Origin of the sequence: Bacillus haimaensis, from assembly GCF_048270625.1 — a bacterium.
Classification (GTDB): Bacteria; Bacillota; Bacilli; order Bacillales; family Bacillaceae_I; genus Sutcliffiella_A; species Sutcliffiella_A haimaensis.
In genome coordinates this window covers 3,113,285-3,131,635 of record NZ_CP158164.1, presented here as the reverse complement: position 1 = coordinate 3,131,635, position 18,351 = coordinate 3,113,285, and the positions used below count along the sequence as shown (strand labels likewise).

General features: G+C 38.5%; 14 protein-coding genes and 1 pseudogene. 12 read left to right on the top strand and 3 right to left on the bottom strand.

Going from position 1 to position 18,351, the window contains the following annotated elements:
• Window positions 1–4: 4 nt before the first annotated feature.
• Complete coding sequence (locus tag ABN702_RS16005; protein WP_417897770.1) at window positions 5–403, bottom strand: (deoxy)nucleoside triphosphate pyrophosphohydrolase; 399 nt, start codon at window positions 401–403, stop codon at window positions 5–7.
• A gap of 136 nt (window positions 404–539) precedes the next feature.
• On the opposite strand from ABN702_RS16005, the gene ABN702_RS16000 reads away from it, so the two are divergent.
• The 12 genes and pseudogenes from ABN702_RS16000 to ABN702_RS15945 all read left to right on the top strand — a co-directional run bounded on the left by ABN702_RS16000 (window position 540) and on the right by ABN702_RS15945 (window position 16,621).
• Complete coding sequence (locus ABN702_RS16000; protein WP_417897769.1) at window positions 540–3,020, top strand: AAA family ATPase; 2,481 nt, start codon at window positions 540–542, stop codon at window positions 3,018–3,020.
• Window positions 2,998–4,044 (top strand): 5-methylcytosine restriction system specificity protein McrC, encoded by a 1,047-nt coding sequence (locus tag ABN702_RS15995; protein WP_417897768.1) that lies wholly within the window; start codon window positions 2,998–3,000, stop codon window positions 4,042–4,044. The genes ABN702_RS16000 and ABN702_RS15995 overlap by 23 nt, the downstream gene beginning before the upstream one ends.
• A gap of 205 nt (window positions 4,045–4,249) precedes the next feature.
• Window positions 4,250–4,573, top strand: coding sequence for a phosphoribosyl-ATP pyrophosphohydrolase (locus tag ABN702_RS15990; protein ID WP_417897767.1), 324 nt, complete (start codon window positions 4,250–4,252; stop codon window positions 4,571–4,573).
• A gap of 36 nt (window positions 4,574–4,609) precedes the next feature.
• Window positions 4,610–5,487: pseudogene (locus tag ABN702_RS15985) on the top strand (phosphorothioated DNA-binding restriction endonuclease).
• 213 nt (window positions 5,488–5,700) lie between these two features.
• Window positions 5,701–5,892, top strand: a complete 192-nt coding sequence (locus tag ABN702_RS15980) for a hypothetical protein (RefSeq protein WP_417897766.1) — start codon at window positions 5,701–5,703, stop codon at window positions 5,890–5,892.
• A gap of 169 nt (window positions 5,893–6,061) precedes the next feature.
• Entirely contained in the window at window positions 6,062–6,904 is an 843-nt protein-coding gene (locus ABN702_RS15975; RefSeq protein WP_417897765.1) for a hypothetical protein, read from the top strand.
• A gap of 175 nt (window positions 6,905–7,079) precedes the next feature.
• Entirely contained in the window at window positions 7,080–8,159 is a 1,080-nt protein-coding gene (locus ABN702_RS15970) for a hypothetical protein (RefSeq protein ID WP_417897764.1), read from the top strand.
• A gap of 94 nt (window positions 8,160–8,253) precedes the next feature.
• Window positions 8,254–8,493, top strand: coding sequence for a hypothetical protein (locus ABN702_RS15965; RefSeq protein WP_417897763.1), 240 nt, complete (start codon window positions 8,254–8,256; stop codon window positions 8,491–8,493).
• An 11-nt stretch (window positions 8,494–8,504) separates the two neighbouring features.
• A complete protein-coding gene (locus tag ABN702_RS15960; RefSeq protein ID WP_417897762.1) occupies window positions 8,505–9,245 on the top strand; it encodes a DUF6946 family protein in 741 nt (246 codons plus the stop codon).
• Window positions 9,246–9,379: 134 nt separating this feature from the next.
• Window positions 9,380–10,207, top strand: coding sequence for a GNAT family N-acetyltransferase (locus ABN702_RS15955; RefSeq protein ID WP_417897761.1), 828 nt, complete (start codon window positions 9,380–9,382; stop codon window positions 10,205–10,207).
• A 675-nt stretch (window positions 10,208–10,882) separates the two neighbouring features.
• Window positions 10,883–12,142, top strand: coding sequence for a helix-turn-helix domain-containing protein (locus tag ABN702_RS15950; RefSeq protein ID WP_417897760.1), 1,260 nt, complete (start codon window positions 10,883–10,885; stop codon window positions 12,140–12,142).
• A gap of 318 nt (window positions 12,143–12,460) precedes the next feature.
• Window positions 12,461–16,621, top strand: a complete 4,161-nt coding sequence (locus tag ABN702_RS15945; RefSeq protein ID WP_417900937.1) for a S8 family serine peptidase — start codon at window positions 12,461–12,463, stop codon at window positions 16,619–16,621.
• A 311-nt stretch (window positions 16,622–16,932) separates the two neighbouring features.
• Here ABN702_RS15945 and ABN702_RS15940 read toward each other — a convergent pair whose 3' ends face one another.
• On the bottom strand, window positions 16,933–17,361 hold the full coding sequence (locus tag ABN702_RS15940) for a VOC family protein (protein WP_417900936.1): 429 nt from the start codon (window positions 17,359–17,361) through the stop codon (window positions 16,933–16,935).
• Window positions 17,362–17,406: 45 nt separating this feature from the next.
• Window positions 17,407–18,306: an alpha/beta fold hydrolase gene (locus ABN702_RS15935; protein WP_417897759.1), complete on the bottom strand. Its 900-nt coding sequence runs from the start codon at window positions 18,304–18,306 to the stop codon at window positions 17,407–17,409.
• Window positions 18,307–18,351: the final 45 nt, after the last annotated feature.

Genomic DNA, 18,351 nt, shown 5'->3' with positions numbered 1-18,351 from the left:
GCGACTACACTTTTTCTGCTATTAATTGCTCAACCGCAGGTATATCTGCTGGAGCCCATACTAAGGAAGCTAAATTTTCTCTCTTTAGCCATACAAGCTTAGAGTGTTCATTTGGGACTGGTTCTGCTTCAGTTATCTTGCATTTAATAGCCATAAGATTAATGATAAATGTCTCATATTCATGGATATTATCATGGAATAGCTCACCAGCCCTAATTTTACAATTCATTTCTTCTACAATTTCTCGCTCTAAAGCAGAATATATATCTTCATCTTTTTCTACTTTCCCACCTGGAAATTCCCACATATTTGGGATAGCCATTGATGGCGAGCGGAGAGCACAAAGAATTTCGTTCTGCTCATTTTCTATGATAGCTGCGACAACTTTAACTGTTTTTTTCATTAGGACACCTCTATTTAAGAACTACTGATATGATATCACGATTATACAAAAGGGGAAATCATGACATTAATAGGAAGGTAAATCCTGGTTTTTTGTCGAAATATATTTTAAATAGATGAAACAAGGAGGTAGAAAAATGTCTTACTGGATTTTTCAAGGAAACCCACAACGGTTTACGATAGATAATGAGAAGTACCCGCATCTTCATGATATTAATGAGTATGTAAAAAAAGGGAATGTGATTGATTGGAGTATAAGACAGAAACAATTTAGTAATGACATCAGCATTGGTGACAAGGTTTTTATTTGGCGATCCGATGGTGAAGAGAAAAATAGCGGTGGAATTATTGCGCTAACAGAGGTTGTGACGGAATCGTTTGTTGGGGAGGACGATTACCCTTCTGTGGAGCTAAAAGTGTTGGATTGCAGGTTAACGAAAGAAGAGGGTATGCTGTTACGCCATAAGCTTAAGGAGGTTCCGGAAACTAGTCAACTATTAATTATTCGTGCACCACAAATGACGAATTATAAATTGACTGATGAAGAGTTTGGTTACTTAGATCGGTTCTGGAACAATCCTATTAAGCTAGAAGAAAAGACAAATATGGATTTAGTAGAAAGCTACCTCCAATATTACAAGCAAGAGGCAGATGGCTTTTTGACGGAAGTGGAGTACATAACAAAGGCATATAACTACTTCCAACAATATAAAGATCCAGAATTTATATTGAAAATGGAGTGGGAGGATTTTCAGAAGATCGGTGCCCATGTAAATAGTTATCGAATGGCTATTGCGCGTAGCAGGGCTTTTGGATTTATGAATGCTCCGATTGAAAAATATCGTAATAGCTTTCACTACCTCGTTCACGGGCAAGATACTCTTGAAACAAGAATGGATAAGTTTTTGCAACATGAGGATTATAAGCTTTTTGGTATTAGTGTAAACGCTCTTAGTGAGATTATAGGAAACATTTTTCCAGAAGAATACTGCTTCTATAACCAAAGAGACAGAGTAGCAGTTGAGAATGTATTAGGACTTGATCCGGGGTATATTCGTAGAGATACTTTTGCACGAAAATTTATGAAATTCCAGAATGTGTTGATGACAAACCAACTTTCTAATAAGTACGAAACGATAGTTGGCCGCTTTACTGACTTGCCGGTTAACTATGAAATAGACCAATTTCTTAGTTTTGTTTTTGAAAAGAGTAAAGTGAAAATAGAAGATGAAGAAGAGTTTGTAGCACCAAGATATTGGTTAATGTCTGCTGGTGAAAACAATAAATTCTGGGACAATTTCGTTAGTAAAGGAAACATCTCGATTGGCTGGAACAAGCTAGGTGATTTGAGAAAGTATAAAAACAAGCGAGAGATTACGGAAAAGCTAAGGGAGCTTTATAACACAGAGCACACACCGACAAATGATGCCCTTGCTAATGAACAGTTTGTTCGCGAGATGAAGCAAGGAGATATTGTCCTAATAAAACGTGGTGTAGGTAAAATTATTGCTCTTGGTGAAATCACCTCTGATTATCACTATGATCCTGAGAATGGGTACCAGCAATCTGTTCGTGAGGTGGAGTGGAAAAAGCAAGGAGAATGGGATGTCTCCGATTTGCCGGTTAATATGAAGACTCTAACAGATATCACAGATTATGAAGAGTTTGTGGAAACAATATTAAAACGGATCGAAGATAAAAACGAAAACGACTATGGAGTACCGCCATCTGGCGAATCGACGGTAAATGAAGTGCCTTATACAGTAGAAGATATCTCTAAAGATGTATTTATGGATTTAGAGAAGATAGAGGATGCCATAGAGTCCCTAGATTACAAGAAAAATATCATTCTTCAAGGACCACCTGGCGTTGGTAAAACCTTTGTAGCAAAGCGACTTGCTTATTTGCACATGCAGAAAAAACAGCCAGAAAACATAGAAATGGTCCAATTTCACCAATCCTATTCCTATGAGGAATTCATCAGAGGATTTAAGCCGAATGAAGAAGGACATTTCAAACTGCAAGACGGGTTATTTTATTCGTTTTGTAAAAAAGCAAAAGAGAAGCCTGAAGAGAATTTCTATTTTATTATTGATGAAATCAACCGTGGAAACCTCTCCAAGATTTTTGGAGAAGTGATGATGCTTATAGAAGCAGATAAGCGAGGAAGTAACTATGCCATTAAGCTTGCTTATAGCAAGGGGGAAGAAACCTTCTATATTCCAGAAAATGTTTATGTAATAGCCACGATGAATACAGCGGATCGCTCATTAGCGCTTGTAGATTATGCCCTTAGAAGAAGATTTGCTTTTATTGATATTGTCCCTGGCTTTTCAACACCTGCTTTCACTGAATTCTTGAAAACAAGGGGTGTCAGCCAAGGGTTCATTGAGAAGATTATTACATTCATGCAAGAAGTGAATGATGAAATAGCTAGTGATGTGGTGAATTTAGGGAAAGACTTTAAAATTGGGCACAGCTATTTCTCACCGGATGGAAAAGTAACAGATGAACAAGCTTGGTATGAACGAGTAGTTCGTCTGGAAATTAAGCCATTACTTGCAGAGTATTGGTTTGACCAGGAGGATAAGGTCGATGATCTCATCCGAAAATCCTAGTCGAATTCCTATAAAAAACATCTATTACATGCTTGCCTATGCTTGGAATCACCCGCAAGAAAAAGACTTTATTTCTGTATTTGGAGAAGATGAGAATGACCTAGTAAATCTGCTAAGTAAAGTATTGCTGATTAAAGTAAAAGCCCTCATAAAAAAGGGCTTTTACAAGGAATACATTCAAACAAGGGATGAGTCTGGAATTATTCGAGGTAAGATTCTCTTCAAGGAATCAATGGAAACCTTCTCTTACAGGAGAGGGAAACTGCACATCCTTGAGGATGAAATGACACATAACATCCTACATAACCAAATTATCAAGACGACTTTATATCACCTTTCAAAGCTAGACCTTTTAGAGAAAGGACATAAAGAAGAAATAACTAAAACCCTTCCTTACTTTGGAGGCATTTCTTTGGTGAAAGTCTCAAGCAGGTTGTTTAAAGAAATCAACCTACATCGGAACAACCAGCATTACCAGTTCCTTTTAAGCATTTGTCAGTTTATATGGGAAAACTCCTTAATGCATGAAGGCGAAGCAGAGCAACATTTCCAGGATTACTCCCGTGAACATCAAAAGCTCGCCAAGCTCTTTGAAGATTTCGTGAAGAACTTCTACCGTAAAGAAATCCGGGGTTCTAAAGCAAAAAGTGAATCACTCTATTGGCCAGCAGAAGGGGAAGAAACAGAATCCCTACCCAAAATGACAACAGATATTTCACTCGAATACGATGAGAGAAAATACATCATCGACACCAAGTTTTACAAAGATATCTTCACCGCACATTGGGAAAAAGAAACGGTTAGAAGTGCTCACCTGTATCAACTTTTTGCTTACCTGAAGAATGAAGAATACTATTCTCACAGAAAAGCTTGTGGCGTACTTTTGTATCCGGAGGTTCATAAAAAGGTTGATTTGAAATATAGAATGCATGGGTTTGAGGTTAGGGTTTGTACGGTGGATTTGAATGGGGATTGGAAAAGCATCCATGATAGGTTATTACATATTGTTGATGAGAAAGATTAAGATAAAAATAGGGGGCGAGATGCGATGGATGATATTTTCTTGTTTTCATTAGCGATTCTAGCAACTTTAATTTTTTATTTTTATGATAAAAGTGGCCACAAAACTTATCAATGAACAAAAGAGAGTAATAAGTGATTTAAAACAAGAGATAGACAATATTAAGGAAAGAAATTTCTAATCCAATTAATATTTGGAGGGGCAACCTATGCCAACTTACAACAAACTAGTCCGAGACAAAATTCCACAAAAAATTGAAGCAACAGGTAAGAAGTACACAACCAAAATTTTAAATAACCATGACTATATAAAATACCTCAAACAAAAAAGCTACGAAGAACTTGATGAGTATTGTACAGCCCCATCAAACGAGGAAGCAATAGAAGAACTTGCAGACTTACTAGAAATCATCCATGCTTTGGCAAGTTATCAGGAATCATCTATAGAAGAAGTAGAAAAGGTTCGCCAGGAGAAAGCGGAAAAGCGTGGAGGATTCCAAAAGAGGATATTTTTAGTAGAAGTTGAAGATTGATACCCACTCAAAATCAAAACAATAGAGGTAAACCCTATGAATCTGGAAGAATTAAAAAACGCAATAAGCAACCTGACCATTTGGAAGAAGGGAAACAAAGAGCGCCCCATAAGCCTTTGTTGTTACTGTATGCGCTGGGACAGTTGCAAAAGGGGAATCCGAGGTTATTATCTTATGAACAAGCGGGGCAGGATCTAAAGCAACTGCTTGTAGATTTTGGTCCTATTAGGAAGTCCTATCATCCGGAGGAGCCATTTGTCAGGCTTTCAAGAGATGGCATTTGGGAGTTAGACACGGCTGTTAATCTGTCCAACCCGAATAATAAAAAGCTGCTGGAAGAAGGTGTTTCAGGAGGTTTTATTACTGAAGTTTATAGGACGCTAAAAGACAATATGGACCATATCCCAGAGCTTGCCCAGATCATTCTCGAGCAGCATTTTCCTGCTTCCATACATGATGATATTATCAGTGCGGTTGGCTTGGACTTCTCCTTTACCTACTCAAAAAAGAGAAAAAGAGATTCTAAGTTCAGGGATAAGATACTCAGAGCTTATGGTTATAGTTGCGCTGTTTGTGGGTTTAATGTTCGGTTGGCCCATACTCTGGTTGGAGTAGAAGCTGCTCACATCAAATGGCACCAGGCTGGTGGTCCGGATGTTGAGGAGAATGGGATTGCCCTATGCTCGCTACATCATAAGCTTTTTGATAGAGGAGTTTTTACAATCAATAATGCTCGGCGAATGATTGTGTCACAAGATGCGCATGGTACCAATGGGTTTGATGAATGGCTGATGAGATATCACGGAAATGAGATAATGAACCCGATTGAGACAAGGTACTATCCAAAAGATGACTTTATTTACTGGCATGTGAAAGAAGTTTTTAAGGGGCCTGAGAGATACATTATTACTTAAATAGAATGTTTCCTTAACAACAAATACAAAGATCATCGTGGGTTTATCAGAAATTAGAGCCGTCATTAGATTTAAATAATATTATCATTGTTTTTGTGAAGAAGGTTGTTTTCCCAAGGTTGAATAAAGGAGAGGTTACTCGAAAGAAAATCAGGAAAGAAAGAGACATCCCTTTGGGCTTTCAGCGAGCGAAAAGGATAAGGAGTGAAGAAAATGAGAGCACCTGAAGATTTTATTAAGAAATTAGAAGAACTGTATCAAGAATATGAACAAGAGGTCGAAGAAAAGTTGAAAGAAGGATTGCTAGAAGAAAAAACAGCAAAAACATACCTTCGTCATTCAGGTACATTTGTAAGGTGGTGTAGAAATGATTTTGTACCTGGGATAAGAAAAATTAATAAGTAAGCCTTCTGGGAATAAGACAAACGATTCATTAGTTTGTATGAAAAATTTCATCAATTTAATAGAAATGAGTATAACACATTGCCCCTCCAAAGAAGAATTTCACCTAGGTGTCCACACTGTAAAAAAGGACGGGGAAGTAACAAAAACTCTATTTTTAGGAGTGAAAAGGTTGAACATCTTTAAGTATCAGGGGCAAGAAGAAGACCATTACACACACATTTTAATGTGTATCTTAGATTATAAAAACCAATTTATTTTACCTCAATTTATTAAGAAAATTTTACCTCAGAAATCTAGTGATTTTCAATATTCTTCCCTATCAATACATACCAGAAAGAAGTATTGCCCTCAGCAAGCAAAAAAATATGAATATGTTATCGGTATTGCCCCTTATAAAAGTGGTTTATCCCATTCTAAATTAGAGGATAATTCTGGCTCAATACCAGATGCATGGATATGTGGGGTTAATTTCAACTTACTTATGGAATTCAAAATAAGAGGGGTTTTAGATGAAGGCCAGATTACAGCACACAAAAGATTAATAAATAGGGAAGATGTTCAGGTTATTCGCCTTACTTGGGATGATGTTATGGATAGTTTAGCGGAAATTGAAACTAATGATGAAGTTCTTAAATATTTTTTGCAAAACTTTCTACTATTAAAAAATAAATTTATGTCCAAGAGGCGATCATCAGGTATGCCTAAAGAAATAATAAGTCATATAAATAAGAGTGAGGAACTTCATTTTGTTATAACAGGAAGTAAAGCGCATCAACCTTATAAAGTAGAGAAAATCTTTGCTGGAAAAATTGAGTTATTAAAGGATGATTTACCTGGTATTACTGTTGCACGGAAATTTATTGCTCGATATGTATATCAAAATAAAGATTTACTTCCTTTTGATTATAAAGGTGATGCTACGTTGATAAATGACTATTGTATAGCACCTGGGAGGGCAGAAAAAAAGAACCAATGGAATCAATGGAGATTAGGTTCTTATTATAAATATTAAATTGAAAAGGTTATTTTGACTCTAAATATCGGATTAATACAGCTGATTTCCTGTGGCGATTTCAAACTAAATTTAGACAATTGGTAGGAGAAGCATTGGGCTTTATATAAAGCAAATGCTGATTCTTGTATGTTTATTAATTATCTTTTTACTAAAGTAAAATAGGAGCCATTTCATGCTTAATCACATGCCTAATACAATTTTTAGAATGTATCAAAATGAAAATAGTAAGTATAAGTCTTCATTATTTGACTTAATTGATGGTACCCATGAAACAAAACAAACCAAAGGGTTAGCTTATTTGCTTAGTCTTTCCGCTAGATTCTTAAATGACTTTTTGTCAATAAATAAAGTACAAAAGGCAATAAAGGAATCCCTATCCACAAGTGAATATCTTGACTTTTTAGATAGTGAATTTGTAACGGTAGATGCTGAGATGACAAGCATCACTGAGAAGAGAATAAGGAGAGATATTACATTATCTTTTTTCAACAAGAATCGGAAAGCACTTGTGTTAGTTATTGAAGCAAAAAGTATCAAGTCAGAATTTAATCAAGATCTCGAAAAACAAATGCATAGGTATGTGGATTCGAAATTCTTCCCAAATGATGAAGGTATTCCTAAATTTGCAGTTGCCCTAACCAAATATACATACCCCTTTCAAACAAGTAATTTCGCCTCTTTAACGTGGATCGAGGTTATACACATACTTCATAGAATAATAAAATTAAGCTTAGATACTACCAATTTATTAATTGTTAGAGACTACTATCAATTTATCACTGGAGTAGATAAAAATATGAACTATTTCGAAAAAGAAATACTTTCAGTACCAGCAGGTAAAACATTTATGGAAATTAATAAATATCAAGTTCATGCATGCCCCAACACCCCATCCTACAATTATCGTGATCCGCTCTTCATTACTTTCCGTCAAAAAAATGGAGGTGTAATGAACAGACTGTATAAAATTGAAGAAATTTTGATACTTCCGCCTGCTAATCAAGCAGTTTTGAATGACGTTTTAAAAAGTAGTATGCCATATAAAGAACGGTTATTAGCATACATTATAGATAGGAAAAAGGGTCATGGGTTTAAAAGTAATGATACATATAAATTTTACATATTATCAGAAACAGAACATATTTCATTACCTCATAATCCACATCCTGAAAAAAATAATGCAGGACCAAGGTATTACACACTAGCGGAAATGTTAAGTGGTAAATCAATAATTGTTACAGATACTAAGTAAGTTCATCACCAACGCCACCCTAAACTTGTATAAATTAATTGAGGATAAAATGATGTAGCTCAAAAATAACTAGTTTGTTTGATTGGAGGATAACATGAAAACCCAGACTGAAGCTGTCTTAGAAGCATTTAAAGCGCTCGGAAACGAAAGAAGTATTGCTGATATAAAAGATTGGGTTACAAAGCAATACGGAGAGAAGTGGAAGGATTTCGGGACTACCATGGCTGATATGGTCCCACGGGAATTGGGAGGGAACAATAGCTCTACTGTCCCCACTAGATACAGACAATTAGGTAGAGTTAGGCCAGGCGTGTATAGATTGATAGGTAAATAGGAGGGATCAATATGATCAAAGTTTATGGTAAAAGCAATGAAGAAATCCAATCGTTAAGTGATTGGCTCACCTACGCAGCTCCTGCCAAGAAGGGTGGGCATTTGAAAGATTTCAGAAGTGCAATGGAATTAGCGAAATGCTGGTTTCGGGATGGTGAAGCAATGGTTCCGGAAGAGGTGCAGGACTTGTTCGATGCTAATGATATTACGCAGGGCCTGATTATTTCTGAAGCATACCCCGAGAAAGAAACCAGACTGGACAATTACGGGAAAGGGAGAAATCATGATCTCGTTCTACTCGGAGAAGCCGGGAAGGAAAGAATTCTCCTATCGGTGGAAGCTAAGGCGGATGAGGCCTATGGGAAGGTAGTAGGGGAGTACCTGAAGAATGTGAGCGCACGATCCAATGTACCAAACAGAATCGAGCAACTAACATCCTCTATCCTTGGCACGAATACCAGTGAACACCTCAGATATCAACTTCTGCACGCCATTGCCGGAACGCTTATCGAAGCAAGAGAGTTCGGCGCCACACAAGCCATTTTCCTTGTTCATGAATTTTATTCTGATCAATTAAACTCCAAGAATATTACAAGGAACACTACCGATTTAGATGCGTTTTTGTCTGAGTTGTTCGAGCAGCGAATTAATCTTGAACCAAATCAGCTACTGGGACCGGTCGCAGTGAATGGTGGAGAGTTTGTTCCTGATGGTATCCCGTTGTATGTGGGGAAGGTAGTGACCCATCTTTAAAATAAGGGGTGTTGTACATATGCTTTCGTACACAAGCCACCCTCAAGAAAGAAAACCGTAGCCCGAAATTTTGTATTTCAGGGAATGGTTATGTGTTTGGAAACATGAAAAAACTAACTATAGAGGTGCAAACAATGCTAACAAAAGACCAATTACTCCAAATCAAACAACTCCAACACATCTGTGAACAACAAGGAGGTTTCGAACTCAAGCTAAATATTGATATGCTCGAAAACCGGGATGAAAACAGCAAGGAAGACTTCTTTCATTATGAAGATGGGCAGCTTGTCGGGTTTCTTGGAAGCTACGGATTCGGCAATAAAGTAGAGATGACCGGAATGGTTCACCCGGGCTACCGTGGGAAAGGGATTTTTTCTACATTGTTTGCGATGGCTGTAGAAGAGGCAAAGCAACAAAATGCCAAGACCATCTTGTTGAATCCGCCAAGCTCATCCCAAACAGCCAAGAGGTTTTTAGCCAACATTCCCTGCACGTTTTCGATGACGGAATATCAAATGAAATGGCATCCAACGGACGTATATGAGGATCCTGCGGTGACAATTAGACCATCGGCTTCACAGGAAGATTGGGATGCGGAAATTCAGCTTGAAGTGGCCTGTTTTGGATTTAGTGAACAAGAAGCAAGGGAATTTAACAAGCGGATGAGGGAACTAAACGGGGAAGATATGTTCATCATTGAAGCAGAAGGAAGAATTGCTGGGAAAATCCGTGTTTCCGAAACGGATGGGGAAGCATGGATATATGGGTTCGCAGTCTTCCCCGATCTCCAAGGAAAAGGGATTGGCAGAAAAGCATTATCCAAAGTCGTCAAAATGAAGAGTGAAAAAGGCCAGCCTATCTTCCTGGAAGTAGAAGCTAAAAACGCAAATGCACTCAAACTATATGAATCTTGTGGATTTAAGAATTACCATTCTCAGGACTATTATCTATATCAGGGTTAGTAAGCAATAGGGGCAGTGAGTCAATGAAAAAGCATCAGGAATCAACCCGATGCTTCAAGAACTAAAAGTAATGTTGCTTTCATTACAAGCATTGTCGCTGCCTTTATCACGTATAGTGGTGGACCGTCTAAATTTGATGAAGCCACTGTAGCAGTACAGACATTAGGAAAATATTCTCCTTCTTCTAATGAGGAAAAAATAAGCTACATTAATCCCTTTTTCGTTGCATCATGTTCTATACTTCTGGGATGCTTTGCGTCTTGCTTTTTCTATTATTAAACCTTCTTCCATACTTATAAGTCCTACAATAAAAGCTACAGGTCAATGCCTGTAGCTATTCTCATACATCCTCACTCACTAACATATTCGATTCATCAAACTCCGAAGCTTCCCCGTAAGCAACTTCCCAGTAGTAACCGTCAAGGTCGGTAAAGTATCCACTATAGCCAGCTACCCCTCCAGTCCGTTTTCTGTGGCTTTTTCTGGATGGTCGCTCCAGTTAACTCCGTTTTCTTCATGACTTCGTCCACTTCATCCATTGATTTAATCAGACGAAAGGTTTATTTTGTAAGATTCTTATGGCTATTTTATCTATTACTTTAGACTGAGAGATGTATAGACTTATAGTTAATAGCTTGTATAATAATAGATAAATAAAAAGAGGGAAGTGCTAAGATGTCTATTGGAAGAGTTATTTACTACCATCGCAAAAAGCAATATATGACTCAAGAACAACTTTGCCAGGGCATATGTTCATCGACCCATTTAAGTAAGATCGAAAATAATTCCAAAGAGGTGAATCTGGAAACCCTGGAATTGCTTTGCAAACGACTAGGCATTTCGATCGAGGAAGAAAATAAGAAAACACAAAAGTTAATGCGAAAGCTGTCACAATTCTATGAAGCGATGGAGAGGCTTCATAGAGATCATGCCGAAAGATTGAAAAAGGAATTGGAAGAGCATAGAGACTTTATACAATGTACGGAAATGATCTACTTGTATGAATTATACATGCTTCGATATTTACTTTTTACAAATAATCCTTCCGAATTTGAAAGAGTTTCTCATAAGCTGAAAAAAAATATAAACAAATACTCTGCGTTTGAAAAACACCTTTGGGATTTCTTTCAGGGAATTTATTACGCACAAAAACTTCAATATTTAGATGCGATTTCCATCATGGATAAAATAGAGAATAATGCTGAACTTTTCAGCGATAAAGTAACGGATTTCTACTATTACAAAGCGGCTGTGCATGGACTATTGAAACATTTTACTTTATCCCTCCACTACTCTTATAAGGCATTGGGAATCTTTCAAAATACCGGGAATATTTCTCGGATCCTGCATGTAAAGATAGGCTTATCCGCAAATTTAATTTACATCAATGACCTTGAACGGGCGGAAACCATGCTCGAAACCGCCTTAAATGATGCCGAAATGCTGAAGGATAATGGCACGAAGATAAGTGCCCTTCATAACTTTGGGTTATTGAATAAAAAAAAGGGAAAACTCCGCGAGTCGCTGGACTATTACACTCAATCTCTTAACTTGAAAACCAGACATACTACCACTTATTTCAGCACCTTAATTGAAATTATACAAATATTGCTCGATTTAAAAGAAAACGAGAAGGCCATTAATATGTTGAAGGATGTCCTGAAGAACTTCAAAAATGAACAGTCCAGTAAATATGTAGAGTTAATGGTTCTATATTTGGAGGCCATAAAAGATGACAAAAGACTCACTGATTATTTAATCGAATGTGGTTTGCCCATGATGAAGCAGTATAACCTCTATAAAGCTGTAACATACTCCGAGCGGTTAGCGGACATTTTCAAAAATAAGGGAGATTTGGACTCCTCCAATAAGTATTTACAATTATCGAATGAACTGTTAAAGAAATTACTCTTTAACCATGCAAGTACAAAATAAGTAAACTAGCAGCGGTTAATAGCTGTTGGTTTTATTTATGCAATGTTTCAGGTGATGTCTGACTATTGGGTATTTATACCTGATAATCAAGAATTGTTTGAGATTTGCTAGGTATAATGACTGTTCTATGAAAAACTTTCCCAACTTTAATTTTGGTTCCTACCTTGAACATCCGGAAATACAACAATTAGCGAGCATTTTTATAAAATTACGTCGAATATTGTAATGAATTTTCCCAATTAACAGAATTCTATTTCGCCTATACAATTTTAAGTAGAGATAGATAGCAGCTTTGATAAACGAAAGAGGGGCGAAATGATGAAGAAGAAAAGTTCTGGAAAAGTTTTGACTATTGCGCTGGCGATGAGTCTTTTGGGCACATCAGGTATTCCGATGAATGTTATGGCGGAAGGTACGCCAAATGCACCCGGGTTTACGGAGATCAAAGATGTTAAAAACGTATTAATGAATCTTTCAGAAGAACAAAGAAAAGCAATTAAAGAAATTCAAGCAACACCACAATTTGACATCGCTCCGAATATCAATACACAGAGCGAAGGGCTCGTCGATGTAATTGTAGAGTTCCATCAAGCACCAGCTAAAGTGGAAGTGATGAAGCAAGCGGCAAAAGGAATCCGTACTACTGCAAATGAAGCGGCTGTTAAGGTAGAGAAAGCTCACAATAAGTTTAAAGAGAGCTTTAATTCTATGAAAAACAAGAGAGACGCAAGTCCGCAATTGAAAGAAGCAAAAATTACGAAAGAATATCGTTCGGCCATCAATGGTGTAGCGATGTCCATTCCAGGTAACGAGATTGAGAGCTTACTAGATTCCGGAGTCGTTAAACGGGTTTGGAAGGATGAGACAGTTCAGCTTGAACTTCCGGATATGGAAGCGTCAGCCTCTCCATCTAAAATGATGGATAGCATTCCTCAAATTAATGTGGACAAGCTTCATGCTGAAAACCTGACAGGTAAAGGCATCAAGGTGGGGGTACTGGACACAGGGATTGATTACAATCACCCTGATCTAAAAGATGTATATAAAGGTGGATATGATTTCGTCGATAACGATAATGATCCAATGGAAGCAACTTACGAAGACTGGAAAAATTCGGGTCTGCCTGAAAGACATCCTGCCTCGGGATCCGCTTACTATACCGAGCACGGAACACATGTATCAGGAACGATCGCCGGGGGTCAGAAGAACGGTGTCGATTATGCCGTAAAAGGTGTAGCCCCTGATGTAGAATTGTATGGCTATCGTGTCCTTGGACCTTATGGTTCCGGTGCAACATCAGGTATCCTTGCAGCTATTGAAAAATCAATTGACGATCAAATGGATGTCATCAACCTTTCACTTGGTGCTTCAACGAATAATCCTTTATATCCAACTTCTGTAGCAGTTAATAACGCCATGCTGCAAGGAGTGGTGGCAGTTGTCGCGGCAGGCAACAGCGGCCCGAATGAAGGAACACTCGGATCTCCAGGTGCAGCTACGTTAGGGATTACAGTTGGGGCAAGTGACTTTGCCATGGATATCGCTTCCTTTGAGTCCCTGAGTGCCAATGGAGAAGCATTTGAGAATGTTTTATTAATGGGGAAGAATTTTTCAGATGACTTAGCAGCTCTTGAAGGCCAGTCCAAGCAGTTGGTTTTTGCGGGTCTTGGATATGCTGCTGATTTTGAAGGGAAAGACTTATCAGGTAAAATCGCTCTGATTCAACGCGGGGAAATTACCTTTGTGGATAAAATCAAACATGCGAAAGAAGCAGGTGCAGAAGCGGTCATTATCTACAATAATACAGATGGAAACATTCCGGCTTATTTAGGAGAAGGAGTAGAGTATATCCCAACCTTCCGTATGACAAAAGCGGATGGAGAGCGTTTGAAAGAGATAGGAGATAACACGGACATAACATTTGGCGATTTAGCAAGCGTTCAAACTGAGGGAGACAACCTTGCAGGCTTCAGTTCTAGAGGACCAGTTGCTGGCAGCTATGATATTAAACCGGATGTTGTGGCACCTGGGGTAGCGATCTTCTCAACCATTCCTGAATTTATCAATAGTCCGGAAGAAGGAGTGGACTACACAGCGGCATACGCACGTTTACAAGGGACGTCCATGGCAACTCCTCACGTCGCAGGTGTGGCAGCTCTCATGCTTCAAGAAAATCCAGATGCTAGCCCATTTGATATAAAAGCTGCATTGATGAATACAGCCGAAGATTTAAATGGTGACGTATCTGTATTTGAACAGGGAGCCGGACGTATAAATGCTTATGAGGCGGTTCATGCCGATGTATCTATCAAGGTGTTAGGTAAAACAAAAAATCTAAATGAAAATGGTGAAGTAGTCGAGATTGAAGATAAGACGGCATCGATCAACTTCGGAAGCCATTACAAAACAGGAGTTACTGTTGAAGCCAGCAGTGAAATGGTCATTGAAAATAACGGAGAAGACAACAAGTCATTCAATATTGAAGTGGAATATCATGGCGAACGAACAGGTATAAAGGATGCAGAGGAAAATGGAATCCGCTTGGATGTTCCAGCTAGTCTTATTGTTTCCAGCGACACAGAGGAAACAATTACACCTACTATCACTGTCCCTGAAAATGCAGAAGAAGGACGTTATGAAGGGTACATCCATTTGACGAATGCAAATGATAACAGCGAAACGTACCAGGTTCCATTCGCTGTCCGATTGACGGAAAAGGGATTTGAATACCTTGAAACGGATAGACCGGCACTCGCGAACAATACGCCAAAATGGCAGTATTATAATCCGATGATGAGCGCAGCATTTCAAATGAAAAGCCCCTTAAACAGGATTGATATTCTGGTGAAAGATGGTCAATCAGGTAACGCGATTGGTTTAATAGCTTCTCTTTCAGAACCATCAGCAAAAGCTGACGTCAGGTATTACATTCCAGGTGTCTTCACAGGAAATGTGTATCCATTTACAGGTGATAAAGAAAATCCGATTTCTGAACAGATTATGGACTTGCCTGAAGGGGATTATGATCTTGAGTTCATAGGTTATGACGAAGAGGGGAAAACGTATTCAATCGACACACCTGTCATCATTGACAATACAAAACCTCAGGTGACATTTGATAAAGCTCCTGATGTATATGAAATCAGTGAAGAGATGTATTCAGAGGAGAATGGGCAGAAAGCGTTCTTTATCCACGGAAATGTACAGGATGAAACAGTGGATGTCTTACAATCAAAAGGGATGGACTATGATCAATCATCCAATAAATTTTTAATTGCAACCGGAAGTCGTGAGTACTTCAATTGTTGTTTCCCGCCGGCTGATTCCAATGGAGATACTTATTTTGGCATTGAGCCTTCCGACATTGCAAACGGACCATTACGATTAAGTCTTGCAGCCACTGACATTGCCGCGAATGTTAATTACCAAAGATATATCTTCTTACAAGAAGGAACGGAGTACTTAACTTCGGATTACAGCAAGGAAGAAGTGAAACTGGGTGATACATTTACAATGACCCTTAGCTTGAACAACGTAAAGAATCTCGTTTCCGGGGAATATACGGTTCAATATAAAGGGGAAATGTATTCTTTTGAATCTGCGGAGTTAAATGAAGAGTTCAAAAACTATGCACAGGATAATGGGCTTCAAGTTTCGCTTTTAGAGCCAGTTGTGAAAGATAGCAGCTATTATGATACTGTTACAGTTGGCGCAATGCTGGACGGTGAGGGGTATGACGGTTTTAGTGGGGACATGCCATTAGTGGATGTGACCTTTAAGGTAACAGCCGATAACTGGTATTACGGATTTGATAAATTGGAAGTCACAACATCCACTTATATGAAATCGGGTGAAGAACAAGCAGTGAACCTTCCGTATTACAGTACATCCGAATTTGATTTCGTTAGTGAACATGCAGATATTCAAGGAAATATCAGACCGGAAGCATTCCTAAAACCTAATTTACCAATTGGTGTAGCTCAAACTATTGGAGCAAAGGTATATGCGTTATCACCAGATGGTGAAAAATATGAAGGTACGATCGCACTTAATGGAAAGTATCAAATTACAGGGGTTCCTGCTTCACGGGAAACATACAATGTCGTAGTGGAAGTGCCTGGGCATTTGAAGACCTATACACCTGTTATCACTGGTTTCGAATTGAACGGTGAGAATCTGGGAAGATATGTTAACGCCGGGTACAAGGTAAACCCTGCAGGAGATGTAAACAACGACAGTATGATCGACATAAAAGATGTTCGCGATATTGTTAAATATTACGGTAAACAAAACCCTGATGTTCCGACATTTGATGTCAATCAAGATGGTACAGTGGACGAGAAAGACGTCCGTTTCATTGAAAAGAACTTCTTGACTAAAGGACCTGATGCACCAAAAGGAAAGCCACTGAAAGAAACAATTGGTAAAAAGGATCTAGAATATTATTTAAATGAGATGGGATTAGAAGCTGCGCAATAAGAAGCTTACGTTTCAGACCATTGAGGAGGAAGGGATGTTTTTAACATTCCTTTCTCCTTTTTTGTTGGTAAAGGAAGCAATGATTAAAATCTTCATAGCTATCAGAAGGAGATAGTAAGCATAGTGGTGGACCTTCTAAATTTGGTGAAGCCACTGTAACAATTCAGACGTTAGAAAAATATTCTCCATACTCTAATGATGAAGAAATCAACTACATTCACCCCTTTTTTGTCTTATTTTTTCTATAATTAATTCATCCATGCTTTTAGAAACAAAATGAAAGCTACAGGTCATCACCTGTAGCTTTCATTTTACACATCCTCAATCACTAACATATTCGATTCATCAAACTCCCAGGCTTCCCCATAAGCAACTTCCCAATAGTAGCCGTCAAGGTCGGTAAAGTATCCACTATAGCCGCCCCAGTCCGTTATCTGCGGCTTTTTCTGGATGATTGCTCCTGCTAACTCCGCTTTCTTCATGACTTCGACCACTTCATCTATGGATTTTGTATTATATGCCAGAGTGATTCCAGGAAAACCTCTTCCAATGTCGGGAGGTTGTTGTTCATTCACATCTTTCGCTAATTCATCTATTGGATAAAGCGCAATCCGTGTACCTTCATTTTTAAAAAAGATAATGGCCGGAGCAGATTCTGGTCCTCTGACAGATGTTTCAAAGCCTAACTCCTTGTAAAACTGATGTGATTTTACGATGTCTTTAGTGCCGAGTGTAATGATATTTACGCGGTTCTTTGTTTTTCCTCCTTTGAAATGTGGTGTTTCTTATTGACTGGGAACTGTTTCTAATACAAAACTCGCCACTTCGTCCTGATACTTTTGCGGCTCCTCTAAACGGGGAAAGTGTGCGCTGTGTTCGAATACAACGGTTTTACTTGCGGGAGCGTTCTCCATGAAATATTCTTTCTGCTGTTCACATAAGACCGGATCAAATTTTCCGTGTAAAAGTAGGGAAGGTTGCCTTACTAATGGAATGATTGGAAGAAGGCTTTCGAAAATCATGCCTTCTTCTTCAAGCTTTTGGGTGTATTTTTGTGAGCGACCCCATAATTCAGACGGAAGTTGGGCCTCTTCGTAGATACTATTTAACTCATGTGGCTCGAACGATTTTAGATAGATAGAATCCTTTTTTTCTTCTCCTAATTCCTGATAAACCTTACCTATTGCATGCCAAAGCTCCTTGGTAGTATAGGAATCCTGTTGGATGTAACGGTTATACTCGTGTTCAGTATCCAATAGTAGGAGGGCTCGTTTAATCATGGATTTACTAGATAACCCTAAATCAAAGGTTGGCGCCTCATAGATTACCTTTTTCACAGAACGAGGATGTTCGTGTGCATACTTCAGTGCAATATATCCCCCAAAGGAGTGGCCTAGGACGGTCCAAGCCTCAATGCCTAACTGCTCCCTTAAAGCCTCGCAGTCTGCAATAATATCATGTAAACCAAAATCCGTATCTTCCTTGATCGCACCGGAACGAAGCACGCCACGCTGATCAAATGCTATGACTCTAAGTTTTTCCCCTAACAACTTCACCTGCTCATAACAAAAATCAAGGCAGCTCGCACCTGGACCTCCGTGCAAATATAACAACGCTTCCTCGTTATTTTCTCCAAACTCCTCGACATAAAGCTGCGTACCGCGAAGAGGCATTAATTTTCCCATAAGACCAACTCCGTATCTGATGTAATGACAATATAAATGGTTATA

Coding starts and splice junctions, on each gene's coding strand:
- ABN702_RS15980 (WP_417897766.1), top strand. CDS start 5,701: ATGAGAGCACCTGAAGATTTTATTAAGAAATTAGAAGAACTGTATCAA.
- ABN702_RS15955 (WP_417897761.1), top strand. CDS start 9,380: ATGCTAACAAAAGACCAATTACTCCAAATCAAACAACTCCAACACATC.
- ABN702_RS15945 (WP_417900937.1), top strand. CDS start 12,461: ATGAAGAAGAAAAGTTCTGGAAAAGTTTTGACTATTGCGCTGGCGATG.
- ABN702_RS16005 (WP_417897770.1), bottom strand. CDS start 403: ATGAAAAAAACAGTTAAAGTTGTCGCAGCTATCATAGAAAATGAGCAG.
- ABN702_RS16000 (WP_417897769.1), top strand. CDS start 540: ATGTCTTACTGGATTTTTCAAGGAAACCCACAACGGTTTACGATAGAT.
- ABN702_RS15970 (WP_417897764.1), top strand. CDS start 7,080: ATGCTTAATCACATGCCTAATACAATTTTTAGAATGTATCAAAATGAA.
- ABN702_RS15965 (WP_417897763.1), top strand. CDS start 8,254: ATGAAAACCCAGACTGAAGCTGTCTTAGAAGCATTTAAAGCGCTCGGA.
- ABN702_RS15935 (WP_417897759.1), bottom strand. CDS start 18,306: ATGGGAAAATTAATGCCTCTTCGCGGTACGCAGCTTTATGTCGAGGAG.
- ABN702_RS15960 (WP_417897762.1), top strand. CDS start 8,505: ATGATCAAAGTTTATGGTAAAAGCAATGAAGAAATCCAATCGTTAAGT.
- ABN702_RS15990 (WP_417897767.1), top strand. CDS start 4,250: ATGCCAACTTACAACAAACTAGTCCGAGACAAAATTCCACAAAAAATT.
- ABN702_RS15995 (WP_417897768.1), top strand. CDS start 2,998: ATGATCTCATCCGAAAATCCTAGTCGAATTCCTATAAAAAACATCTAT.
- ABN702_RS15950 (WP_417897760.1), top strand. CDS start 10,883: ATGTCTATTGGAAGAGTTATTTACTACCATCGCAAAAAGCAATATATG.